The organism is Flavobacterium erigeronis (assembly GCF_054075165.1).
Window position 1 is genome coordinate 21448 of record NZ_JBSKGP010000004.1, and the last position, 12633, is coordinate 34080.

At 33.3% G+C, this 12633-nt stretch carries 11 protein-coding genes; 5 read left to right on the top strand and 6 right to left on the bottom strand.

From position 1 onward, the window contains the following. Positions 1-7: 7 nt before the first annotated feature. Together ACWA1F_RS08955 and ACWA1F_RS08960 are read right to left on the bottom strand one after the other, a co-directional pair. Entirely contained in the window at positions 8-2464 is a 2457-nt protein-coding gene (locus tag ACWA1F_RS08955; protein WP_456893426.1) for a YfhO family protein, read from the bottom strand. Between the two features lie 49 nt (positions 2465-2513). After that, entirely contained in the window at positions 2514-2807 is a 294-nt protein-coding gene (locus tag ACWA1F_RS08960) for a DUF4834 family protein (protein WP_456893428.1), read from the bottom strand. 123 nt (positions 2808-2930) lie between these two features. Here ACWA1F_RS08960 and ACWA1F_RS08965 point away from each other — a divergent pair, with 123 nt between their 5' ends. Together ACWA1F_RS08965 and ACWA1F_RS08970 are read left to right on the top strand one after the other, a co-directional pair. Next, positions 2931-3899 carry a transporter gene (locus ACWA1F_RS08965; protein WP_456893430.1) on the top strand — a complete coding sequence of 323 codons (969 nt, stop codon included), beginning with the start codon at positions 2931-2933 and terminating at the stop codon, positions 3897-3899. A gap of 47 nt (positions 3900-3946) precedes the next feature. Continuing rightward, entirely contained in the window at positions 3947-5065 is a 1119-nt protein-coding gene (locus ACWA1F_RS08970) for a GTP cyclohydrolase (protein WP_456893432.1), read from the top strand. A gap of 162 nt (positions 5066-5227) precedes the next feature. Here the strand turns inward: ACWA1F_RS08970 and ACWA1F_RS08975 are convergent, their stop codons facing one another. Together ACWA1F_RS08975 and ACWA1F_RS08980 are read right to left on the bottom strand one after the other, a co-directional pair. Further along, complete coding sequence (locus ACWA1F_RS08975) at positions 5228-5716, bottom strand: hypothetical protein (RefSeq protein ID WP_306156596.1); 489 nt, start codon at positions 5714-5716, stop codon at positions 5228-5230. A gap of 124 nt (positions 5717-5840) precedes the next feature. Further along, positions 5841-7100: an aminotransferase class I/II-fold pyridoxal phosphate-dependent enzyme gene (locus ACWA1F_RS08980; RefSeq protein WP_306156598.1), complete on the bottom strand. Its 1260-nt coding sequence runs from the start codon at positions 7098-7100 to the stop codon at positions 5841-5843. Positions 7101-7356: 256 nt separating this feature from the next. On the opposite strand from ACWA1F_RS08980, the gene nirK reads away from it, so the two are divergent. Genes nirK through ACWA1F_RS08995 form a run of 3 tightly spaced genes read left to right on the top strand, consistent with a single transcriptional unit; the run spans position 7357 to position 10208 of the window. Further along, complete coding sequence (nirK, locus tag ACWA1F_RS08985) at positions 7357-8805, top strand: copper-containing nitrite reductase (protein ID WP_456893435.1); 1449 nt, start codon at positions 7357-7359, stop codon at positions 8803-8805. Positions 8806-8820: 15 nt separating this feature from the next. Continuing rightward, positions 8821-9600, top strand: coding sequence for a formylglycine-generating enzyme family protein (locus tag ACWA1F_RS08990; RefSeq protein WP_456893437.1), 780 nt, complete (start codon positions 8821-8823; stop codon positions 9598-9600). An 11-nt stretch (positions 9601-9611) separates the two neighbouring features. Beyond that, positions 9612-10208 (top strand): SCO family protein, encoded by a 597-nt coding sequence (locus ACWA1F_RS08995; protein WP_456893439.1) that lies wholly within the window; start codon positions 9612-9614, stop codon positions 10206-10208. Positions 10209-10436: 228 nt separating this feature from the next. Here the strand turns inward: ACWA1F_RS08995 and ACWA1F_RS09000 are convergent, their stop codons facing one another. Together ACWA1F_RS09000 and ric are read right to left on the bottom strand one after the other, a co-directional pair. Then, on the bottom strand, positions 10437-11669 hold the full coding sequence (locus ACWA1F_RS09000) for a hypothetical protein (protein WP_456893441.1): 1233 nt from the start codon (positions 11667-11669) through the stop codon (positions 10437-10439). Between the two features lie 209 nt (positions 11670-11878). Continuing rightward, positions 11879-12610: an iron-sulfur cluster repair di-iron protein gene (ric, locus tag ACWA1F_RS09005; RefSeq protein ID WP_456893443.1), complete on the bottom strand. Its 732-nt coding sequence runs from the start codon at positions 12608-12610 to the stop codon at positions 11879-11881. Between the last annotated feature and the right edge of the window lie 23 nt (positions 12611-12633).

Below are 12633 nucleotides of genomic sequence, written 5' to 3' on the forward strand. Positions count from 1 at the left end.
TTCTAAATTATTTTTGTGTGTCTTTGTGACTACTTTGTGAATCTTTGCGGTAGAATTTTTCGAAATAAATCCCCGCAGCTAAAAGCACCAACATTCCAATTGAACTTATCAAAGTAATTGTTCCTCCGGTTTTGATAATCTGAGGTTCAAATTTAAATTCAATCGTATGTTTTCCTGCAGGAACTTCCATTGCTCTCAAAACATAATCAACAGGGAAATGATCTGTTAATTTACCATCGATATAAGCATTCCAACCATTTTTATAATACATTTCAGAGAAAACAGCTAAACCATCATTCTCTTTATCTGATTTGTATTTGATGTAATTTGGCTTATAAGTAACAACTTTAATGGTTCCAGTTGTATCTAAAGGTTTCTTTAATCTCGCATTTTGAAATTTATTTTCATGTTCATGAACATTAAATACCGCTACTTTTTTAGTATCCAAAGTATTCAAGGCTTTCATGACATCATCTGGCTTGTTTACCAGTTTTACAGACTCCACAAACCAAGCATTTCCGTTAGCATCTGGATTAAGTGTCGGAATTTGATTTCCTGTGCTATCTACCTGAATCACATACTTAACATTCAACATATTAAGCACTTCCAGATTATTTTTAGCAATTTGATAATCGTATAACTGCTGCATTCTTCTTGGTCTTACAGCACTATAACCTCCAATTGTTTTATGGAAATAAGAAGATCTTCCCTGTAATTGTCCCTGAAGATCGAATACACGATAAACAGAAGTATCTTTTAAAATTTGAGCATCTGCTTGAGTTTCTTGGAAAGGTGCTGCAATCTGAACCGGACTTACGAAATCTTTTGCCGAAACATATTTTTTATCCACAAAAAACAAATCAAAAATCATTACAATTCCAATAACGATTAAAGTTGTCGTTTGAGAGAATCTGTTTTTAATAAACATCCAAAGCACAACAAAAGTAACCACGATTAAAAATCCAGATCGTAAGATATCTGCATAATACATCGTCATTCTGTCTTCTTTTAAAGCGTCAACAAAACCTGGCCCGTAGCTTTCCATGAAATATTGGTCGCTCGCTCCTGTAAAATGGAAGAAACTTTTTGCTATTAACAAAATTACCAATACTCCTAAACCAAAAACTCCTGTCTGCACCAATGCTTTTTGCTGTAATTTTGGTTCATCTTTAGCTTTAAAGAATGACTTTAATCCCATAACAGCCAAAACAGGAAAACATAGTTCTAGAATTACCTGAATAGATGAAACCGCTCTAAATTTATCGTAAAGAGGAACGTATTCGATAAAGAAATCCGTTAATAAAGAGAAGTTTTTTCCCCAAGAAAGCACTAAAGTGAAAAGCGCTCCAGTAAGGAAAACATATTTAATTTTTCGATCATCAATAAATAAAGCTAAAACAGCCAAAAAGAAAACCACAGCTCCAATATAAGCTGGCGCTGAAACAATCGGCTGATCTCCCCAATACGTTGGCATTCCAGAAACAAAATCTTGAGCTTGAGACGAAGGAACGCCTTGCTCTACCATAAAGGCGTACATACGACTGTCTGTACCAACATTTTCGTGGCTTGAACCTCCAAATATTCTTGGAGCAATTAAATTCAAACTTTCTGCAATTCCATAACTATATTCTGTAATATAGTCTGTAGTCATAGAAGCAGTCGTTTCATTTTTAGATCCGTCTGGATTAAATGTCAGCTCACTTTTATCTCTAATACTGTATTTAGCATATTCTTGTGTAGCCATTAAATTACCGGCATTGGCACCTAATGCAAAAATCCCCGCAACTAATAAAACGCCACAAGAAATTAAAAGCCCTTTAAAATCTTTTTCTTTAATAAAATTAAAAGCATAATAACCTGTTAGAATCAATAAGAAAATCAATAAATAATAGGTCATCTGGAAGTGATTGGCACTAATTTCTAATGCCACGGCAAACATGGTGAGCAAACCTCCCCAAATGTATTTTTTCTGAAAAACGAGTATAAAACCTGCAATTACTAAAGGCATATAGGCAATAGCATGCGCTTTGGCATTATGTCCAACTCCTAGAATAATAATCATATAAGTTGAAAAACCAAACGCAATTGAACCTATAAAAGCTTTCAGCGGATCTGTTTTTAAAACCAATAATAAGCCATAAAAGCCGAGGAAATATAAAAACAAGTAATCTGCAGGACGCGGAAGAAAACGCAATACGTCATCAACTTTACCTATAAAATCGTTCGGATAATTTGCACCAAGCTGGTATGTTGGCATACCGCCAAAAGCAGAATTCGTCCAATAAGGTTCTGCATTTTCTACTGCTCTAAAGTCATTTTGCTCTTTTGCCATTCCGGTGTATTGAGCAATATCAGACTGGAAAATTTGTTTTCCTTGAAGAACTGGATAAAAATAAATTAATGAAACAAGAATAAAGCCCAGAACTACAAGGGCATGCGGATAGAACTTATTTACTATTTTCAATTTTGGCTGGTTTGGGTTAAAATGAATCCTAAATTTTCAGGACACAAATCTAATCTATTTCTTCGTAATCAACATACTCACCCACTTTTTTGGTTTCGCGCGGGTTTTTAGCATTAGCTGTATTAATGATTATTTCATCATTATTATTTGTGTTGCTATTGTTCTGATATCTATTACCTTGATTATATTGTTGCTGTTGTCTTTGAAAATTTTCACTGGCATTTTCTACTGCCTTTTTAACCAACACAGGCAAAAAGATTTTAGCTAAAAATTTAAAAATGTAATAAAAAGCTATAACCCACATGATGGTCTTGAACAAACCTGAAAAAGATGCTTCTTGCATAACTATATATTTTTTTCCAAAATTAATAAATCCGTTGCTTAAAAATAAAATATGAATCTTAAATAAATAATAAAATATGTACATTTGAAATGCGTTATTATTTTTCAACTCAAAAAAAATTATATGTTCAAAATTAAAAACTTACTTGCCCCGGTACTTTTTTTTATTCCACAACTGTTTTTTGCGCAATATACTGACGTCATTAACTCAAATCGCCCAGGTGAAACAATGTCTGCCTACGCCGTTGGAAAATCTGTTATTCAAGCCGAATTAGGTGTTTACGGCATTAAAGAAAAACACGACTTATTAGACTACGATGCCAGCGGATTCGGTACAGATTTAACTATTCGATATGGCGCTTTTCTCGAACAATTAGAATTCATCGCTGATTTACAATACCAAACCGAGAATTTTGATACTCCGTACACCAGCTACAAAAAGAATAATTTTAGACGCACGGTTTTAGGAGCTAAATATCTTATTTATGATCCGTACAAAAATTACAAAAAAGAAGTAAACATCTACAGCTATAAAGCCAATCGAAATTTTCAATGGCGAGAGCTTATTCCAGCTGTTTCTGTTTTTGCAGGAGCTAATTTTGTTGGAGCCGATAATCCTTATTATTTTTCTCCTGATGGCGCTATTTCTCCTAAAGTATCGATTATTACACAAAATTTATTAGGAGGCGGAGCTTGGGTTTTTGTGACTAATATTATTGCAGATTATATTGGAACCGACTATCCAAGTTACGGATATGTATTAACTTTGACGCACGGTTTTAATGACAGATGGTCTGGTTTTGTTGAAAATCAAGGATATAAAAGTGATTTCTACAGCGATTCAATTCTTCGTGGAGGAGCAGCTTTTCTTCTTTCTTCTAATATGCAGGTTGATGCTTCTATAAGTACCAATTTCAAAAACACACCTTCTATATTATATGGCGGTGTTGGCGTATCATGGCGTTATGATGGATGGTACAAAGAGAAGGTAGTTGAAGATAAAGCAGCCGCTAGAGCAAAAAAGAATCCTGATAATGAAAAAGCAATTGACTATCAAGAAAAAGAACGAAAGCGTAAAGCTAAATACGAATAAACTGAATAACTAGACCCTTTTATAGAAGGACTCTCAATACCATCTTAATGATTACAATTAAAGAAGCTAAAAGCAAAAAAGAATTAACCGAATATATCAAATTTCCTTTTTCATTATATAAGGACAGCCCATATTGGGTGCCGCCTATTATTTCAGACGAATTGGAATCTTTTGATAAAACTAAAAATCCTGCTTTTGATAATGCCGAAGCTTACTTTTATTTAGCTTACAGAGACAACAAAATTGTTGGGCGTATTACTGCTATTATCAATTGGTCTGAAGTTAACAATCAGCATAAGAGAAAAGTGCGTTTTGGATGGTTTGATGTAATTGATGATATTGAAGTTACAAAGGCATTGCTTGAAAAAGTATATGAATTAGGAAGAAAACACAATTTAGAGCATGCTGAAGGCCCAATGGGATTTTCGAATCTCGATAAAGTTGGGGTTCTTACTGAAGGATATGACCAAATTGGAACCATGATTACATGGTACAATCACCCGTATTATGTAACGCATTTGGAGCAATTAGGGTTTCAGGTTGAAAAACAATATATAGAAAGTATATTTCCTTTTTCTAATGTAAAACCAGAATTCTTTCAGAAAGCACAAGAGTTAATCAAAAAGCGCTACGGATTAAAAGCGCTTAATTTTACCAAAACAAAAGACATTATGCCTCATGTAGACAAAATGTTTGATTTGTTTAATGAATCTTATGAAAAACTGGCTTCGTTTGTAGCTATTTCTGATGTTCAAAAAGAATATTTTAAAAAGAAATATATCAGCTTTATTAATCCAGAATATATCAAATTTGTTGTTGATAAAGATGATAATCTGGTAGCTTTCAGTATTGTAATGCCAAGTTTTGTTGAAGCTTTACAAAAAATAAAAGGAAAATTGTTTCCGTTTGGATTTTTGCAGTTATTAAAAGCTAAAAAACACAGTAAAGATGTTGTTTTCTACCTCATCGGAGTTCATCCTGACTATCAAAATAAAGGTGTAACAGCGATTATATTTGATGAATATTATAAAACGTTTTCTGCCAAAGGAATTCAGACTTGTATCAGAACTCCTGAGTTATTAGAGAACAATGCCATTCATTTGCTTTGGAAAAACTTTGATCCTACTATTCACTGTCAGAGAAAGACCTATTTGAAGAATCTTTAATTTTAGTCCTTAACTCTTAGTTGTTAGTCCCTAGTATTAAGCAATTAATGTCAAAAAATAAGCACTTAGCGTTAAGGACTAAGGGCTAAGGACTAAAAAAAACATAAAAAAAATCCATTCGTCCCCAAAACGAATGGATTTTTCACTTTATAAAACACATCATTACTCTACTTTGCAATCTACTTTTACCAAAGTATTTTTTTGATCAAATTTAAGCTTTGATTTATCTTTAAAAGAAACTTTGTTATTTGCTTCTACTACATCTCCATATCCTTCAATAAAAGTTCCGTCTTTTTGAAGAAAAACAACTTCTCTAACAGATGAAACTCCTTCAGAATTAAAAGTATAATCTGCGACCAAAGTATCTCCTTTCATATTTCCAATTAAACTTCCCTCGTTTTTATCTTTTCCAACCAAATTATAACTTAGTGTCCCGTTTACTTCTTGATGAGAATTTACGTTGAAACTCATCTCGATAACACTTCCGTTAGCTCTCCAAGCATAACATTGATCCCCTGCCGGTTCTACAATTTCTGCTTCTTTAGGTGGACTAGGCGTAATTTGTACTGGCTCTGTTGTCGTTGTTTCTTTTTTACATGAAGCAAAAATCGACAAGGCAAGTACTGCTGTTAGTGTTAGTACTTTTTTCATATTTTCTATTTTTATTTTGTGATTATAGTATAAAGTTAATTCAATTCAAAAAAAAATCCATTCGTAGAACAAATGGATTTTTTACATAATTCCCACTTAAGGAAATCTATTTTTTTTTTAGAATTTACGAAACGTCAACAGTTGTACGTTCTGCAATTTCTTTATAAGTTCCGTTAACTAATTTCTCACGAATTGCTTCGAAAGCTGTTAAAGTCTCTTCGATATCAGCTAAAGTATGAGAAGCTGTAGGAATCATTCTCAATAAGATAATTCCTTTTGGAATAACTGGATAAACAACAATAGAAAGGAAAATACCATAATTTTCTCTTAAATCGTTTACCATTACCATTGCTTCAGGAATACTTCCTTCTAGGTAAACTGGTGTGATACAAGTATTTGTATCACCAATATTAAATCCTTTTTCTTTAAGACCGCTTTGTAATGCATTTACATTTTCCCAAAGTTTGTCTTTAATTGCAGAAGACTGACGCAATAACTCTAAACGTTTCAAAGAACCAATAGTTTGAATCATTGGCAATGCTTTTGCAAACATTTGAGAACGTAAGTTGTATTTCAAATAATCGATAACTGTTTTATCAGCCGCTACGAAAGCACCAATATTAGCCATAGATTTTGCAAAAGTAGAGAAGTAAACATCAATCTGATCTTGAACTCCTTGCTCCTCACCTGCTCCAGCACCCGTTTTTCCTAAAGTACCAAATCCGTGAGCATCGTCTACTAATAATCTGAAATTGTATTTTTTCTTTAATTCAGCAATTTCTTTTAATTTTCCTTGCTGTCCGCGCATTCCAAAAACACCTTCCGTAATAAATAAAATACCTCCGCCTGTTTCTTCTGCCATTTTAGTAGCACGCTGCAAGTTTTTCTCCATACTTTCCAAATCATTGTGTTTGTATGTGAAACGTTTACCCATGTGCAAACGAACACCATCAATGATACAAGCATGTGAATCAACGTCATAAACAATAATGTCATTTTTAGTAACCAAAGCATCAATAATAGACACCATTCCTTGGTAACCAAAATTCAATAAATAAGCAGATTCTTTCATTACGAATTCTGCTAATTCATTTTCTAATTGTTCGTGGTAAGTAGTGTGTCCAGACATCATACGAGCTCCCATCGGATAAGCTGCACCAAACTGAATTGCTGCATCTGTATCTGCTTTACGAACTTCTGGATGATTAGCTAAACCTAAATAATCATTTAAACTCCAGTTTAAAATATTTTTTCCGTGAAATTGCATTCTAGGACCCAACTCTCCTTCTAACTTTGGGAAAACATAATAACCTTCTGCTTGAGAAGCCCATTTTCCTAAAGGTCCTTTATTGTCCTGAATTCTTTCGAATAAATCTTTTACCATAATATATGTAGTAATTTTTTTTACTTAATCAGCGAGCAAAAATAATCATTATTAATTTAAAATGAAGAGCCTCAATTATTTTTATTAAAAAATATTCTGCTGCAAAAAAATAATACAGTTTTGCGTCTCTTTGTTTGCTCCCAAAAAGCCCCGTTTCCCACTGTAATTATGCCAAAACATGATTAATATCATAATAAAGGATAAAAAAGTCTTTTATTTTTGTTTAGAAATTTAACACAAAACAAAATAATAGATCATGAAACACACTACCAAAACCCGGATTAAAACGAGTGCTCTAATCTGTTCGTTATTTATGCTGCTAATTTTAGGAAGCTGTAAAAAAGAACAAGATAAAATTTACGCAGACATTACAACTCAAGGCGAAATGGAGGCCGAACTTACTGCTCCTCCTCACGTTCCTAAACCTGTTGGCGACAGAACCGCAATGAAGTTAAAATTAAACATGGAAATCAAGGAACAAGAAGGCACAATGACAGATGGTGTAAAATATACCTATTGGACATTTGGTGGCTCAGTTCCCGGAAGTTTCATTAGAACCCGGGTTGGCGATGAAGTAGAATTTCACTTAAAAAACCATCCGGATAATAAATTGCCTCACAATATCGATTTACATGCTGTAACTGGTCCAGGAGGTGGAGCAACTTCTTCTCTTGTAGCTCCGGGTCATGAAAAAGTTTTTAGTTTTAAAGTGATAAATCCTGGTTTATATGTATATCACTGTGCAACTGCTCCTGTGGGGATGCACATCGCAAATGGTATGTACGGATTGATTTTGGTTGAACCAGAAGGCGGACTTCCACCAGTTGACAAAGAATATTACGTGATGCAGGGTGATTTTTACACTCAAGGTGAATATGGAGCAAAAGGCCTTCAGCCATTTGACATGAATAAAGCCGTAAAAGAAACTCCTGATTATGTTGTATTTAACGGAAAAGTGGGTTCATTAACAAACGGAAATGAATTAACAGCCAAAGTGGGCGAAACCGTTCGTTTATTTGTTGGAAACGGCGGACCAAATTTGGTTTCTTCTTTCCACGTTATTGGTGAAATATTCGACAATGTTCATGTTGAAGGAGGAAGCACAGTCAATAAAAATGTACAGACTACTTTGATTCCTGCTGGTGGCGCTGCCATTGTAGATTTTAAAGTAGAAACGCCAGGAACTTTTATTTTGGTTGACCACTCTATTTTCAGAGCATTTAATAAAGGGGCGCTAGGAATGCTAAAAGTAGAAGGAAAAGAAAATAAAAACATTTATTCTGGAACTATTCAAGAAGGTATTTATTTGCCTGAGGGCGGAACAATCCAGAAAATGCCTGAAACTGCAGCTTCAAAAACAACAGCGATTCCAAAACGTACCGTTGAGGAAAAAATTAAAATTGGTAAAGAAATTTTCGGAACAACTTGTTTTGCATGCCACCAGTCTGAAGGACAAGGAATTCCAAGTACTTTCCCTCCTTTGGCAAAATCAGATTATTTAAATGCCGATTCTAAACGTGCTATTAAAACAATTTTGCATGGTTTAACGGGAGAAGTAACCGTTAACGGTAAAAAATACAACAACATAATGCCAGCTCAGAATTTATCTGATGATGAAATCGCTAATGTGCTTACCTACATTTATAACAGCTGGGGAAATAATAAAACAGAAGTTACTCCAGAAATGGTAAAAGCTTTAAGATAACAGCAAAACTCTAGCATGAAAAAATACATTTTCATACTTACTATTCTCTTTTTCTCTGCACTTAGTGTCATGAAAGCTCAGGAAAAAGGAATGGCTTTCATAAAAGAGGGATCTTTTGTCCCTCTTTATGGAGCTGTTTCTAAAAAACCTGTTACTGTAAAATCTTTTTACATCGACATTTATCCTGTAACAAACAGTGAATTTTTAGAATTTGTCAAAAAAAATCCTTCTTATCAAAAATCAAAGATTAAAGGAATTTTTGCCGATAAAAGTTATTTGGCTTACTGGTCAACTGATCTTGATTTTGGAAATGCAAAAGCCAAATCTCCTGTAACCGGCGTTTCTTGGTTTGCAGCAAAAAAGTACTGCGAATGCCAAGGAAAGCGCTTGCCAACAATGGACGAATGGGAATATGTGGCTATGGCCGACACCAAAAAAATAGACGCACGAACTAAAAAAGAATTTAACGAATATATTTTATCCTGGTACGAGAAATCGAAGACGTATGAAAATGAGATTGGAAAAACTTTCAAAAATTATTGGGGAGTTTACGACATGCACGGTTTAGTTTGGGAATGGACGTCTGATTTTAACAGCATTTTTTTATCGGGAGAATCTAGAAAAGACAAAAGCAGTGATAAAAATCTCTTCTGCGGAGGCGCCTCTGTAAACGCATCCGATCTAATGGATTATGCCGCTTTTATGCGATATGCTTTTAGAGGAAGTTTGAAAGCACAATATTCAACACGAAATCTGGGATTTAGATGCGCCAGCACGATAAAGCCTAAAATTTAATTTAGTTAAAAATGAAAAAAATAGCAATTGCTTTTCTTCTTCTTTTCTCCTTTTACAGCTGTAAGGAAGCAGATAAAAAAGAAAATAAAGCAGAAACAAAGAAAGAAATTAGTGATTTATCGATTTACAATCTTCCGTCTAAATGGACAACGCAGGACGGAAAAGACATTGAACTAAAATCGCTTAGAGGAAATGTCTTGGTTATGGTAATGATTTACACCAGCTGTAAAGCAGCCTGCCCTAGATTAGTAGCCGATATGCGAGATATTGAATCCAAATTGGAGAAACAAACCAAACAACATGTCAAATTGATTTTGGTTAGTATAGATCCTAAAACAGATACTCCAGAAAGATTAAAGAAGTTTGCCATTGATAATAAAATGAATCAAGATCCTTGGATTTTCCTTCGTTCATCTGAGGAAAATACTCGTGAATTTGCAGCGGTTTTAGCTGTTAATTATAAAAAAATATCTCCAATAGATTTTTCGCATTCGAATATTATTAGTGTTTTTAATCCAGAAGGAGAATTAATTTTTCAGCAGGAAGGTTTAGGAGTAAACAATGAAAAGACTATTGAAACCATAAATCAGGAAGCAGGGAAAATATAGATATTTTAAATAGGTTAATTAGTAAGAACAAGAGCAGGTTTATAATAAAATCGGCTCTTGTTTTTTTATTTATAATGGAATTCAATTAAGCTTCGGAGAAGCGCAATATTTATAGAAACATTACACATCACATTTTAAAGCTCCAGCTGAGCGGTATATTTATCACGTCAGCAAAATTATATTCCTAATATGAATATATAAATATGTCGTCTCTCTGAGACTTTTTTCTTAATCTGTGGCTTTTTTTAAATTGTCAAATTTCAATTTTATTATAGAAACCATAATTAAAGCTAAGCCTAAAACCAAAAGAATACTGAATATCAAAATATTTAGAAAATATCCTGGAATGCTCCCTGCTCCAAAAAAGAAAAACCAACCTTGCAAAAACAATAAAACTTCAGTCAAAACATATCCCAAAATAAAAATCTTTACTCCTATTTTTAATGTAGAAGAATTGGAAGAAAGCATTTTATTCTGAAGCAAAATCCCAAACAAAAATCCAGTTATGATTCCTAAAGTCGTTAAATGAATAAAACCAATTACAAAATTTCTGATTTGATGAGAAACCTCAGCTAAATTTGGAAAAATAGTCAGTAATTGTATTCCGACTTTCAAAAACAAGGAAGTTAAAGCTAAACCATAAACCAATTTAGTTGTTTTATCTAAAGAACTTTTGAAAGTCCTAATTTGAGGTTTTAGCATTTTGTAGAAATAAATAAAAGCTCCCAATTGAATTAAAACTCCCACTACATTGATAGAACTCAAAATATCATTTTCGACAAACCAGCGAATTGGAAAGCAGACGGTTAAAAGCGTAGAAATAACCATAAAGAAGTAAAACTTTCTAAATTTTATCTCATCAATTTTATTTTGAAATTGTTTTAAAAACAAAGCCAAAATTGCCAATATAAACCAGCCATTAAATTGAAAATGAAGAAAGAACTGAATGGCAATCTGGTAAAAAGCACTTTGTTTTCCTAATGTGCTTACGGCCGGTCCGAGACACCAGACTCCGCAAGTCGATAAAATCATAAACAGAATCGAAACCAATAAAAGTCTTTGTGATGGCGATTGATCTTGTACACTGTCTTTCCAAACCAAACGGCAAAAAATATAGCTTAACAAGATATGCAGGGTCGAAAAAATAATCGAAAACAAAGCGTATCCTTGAATGGGAAAAGCAATCATCATTCCGATTACGGAAAACTCTGTCAGCCAAAACAAACGGTTATAAATAGGTTTCTGACTTTTTTCTTTTGGAATAAAAAAATGAACGATCAAAACATAAACGATCAAATAAACCCAACCCAACATAGCTACATGCGAATGTGCATGAAGCAGAAAACTGTAGTTTAGAAAATCTAACGGAAAGAGATACATAAAACGCATTAATAATCCGAAAATACAGGCAATCAGAAAATTAAAAAAACAGCAGAGTATCCAGCTTTTTTGAGAATTCATAACGTGCATTTTTATTATTTTTTTTAGCCACGAATTTCACAAATTTCACTAATATTTACTTTGTCTACAATAATGCAAATGCAAAATTTGAGAAATTGAATTAAAATTAAAAAATTGGTGCAATTCGTGAAATTCGTGGCTAAAAAAAACAGCGACAATTATCATTTTGATATATTTTATCGGTGCTTTTCCAACTATTAAATTAACCTTTATTCTACTTCAACAAAATCTTTTTCAAGAAGAACTGCTTTTGGAAATAAAATATTATTCTCCAAATGGATGTGTTTGTGCAAATCTGCTTCGAACTCTTTCAGCATAGCAAAAGTTACTCGGTAAGTGGTACAAGCATCTGCCGGCGGATTATAATTATTGGTTAAAGCTGCGATTTCTCTAAAACGCTCTCCTTCATTATCATGTTCGTTCATCATCATCGCAATCGGATTTGAAACGGTTCCGAAGGAAGGCTGAGATAAAATTCCATCAGATTCTTTCGTTTTCACCATTCTTTTCACAAATGGAAAAAGAACCAATTCTTCTTTTTTCATATGCTGAGACAATTCACCTGCACATCCAATAAACAATTCATTTATTTTAAATAATTCTGGGTGATTTGCTCCATGAACTTTACATAATTTATCTAAAAACGGAAGAATTACATTTGTTTTTTCTTCCACATAACGGTGATGCGTTTTCTCGATATAATCTGCCAATAAATCTAAAGGCCAAGAATTGAAATCAATGTTTCCGTTATTTTCTGATTGTGCAACCTGTAGAACATTTTCTAATAATGCATCTGCGTCAATATTTTGTTTTTCGCAAACTTCGGTAACTGTTCGGTTTCCTTTACAGCAAAAATCTATTTTGTATTTAGAAAATACTGCAGCTGTTCTAAAATCTTCAGCTACGAATGATCCAATTGTTTTGTTTTTTAAATTTTCCATGATAATCATTTTTTAAGTTTTGT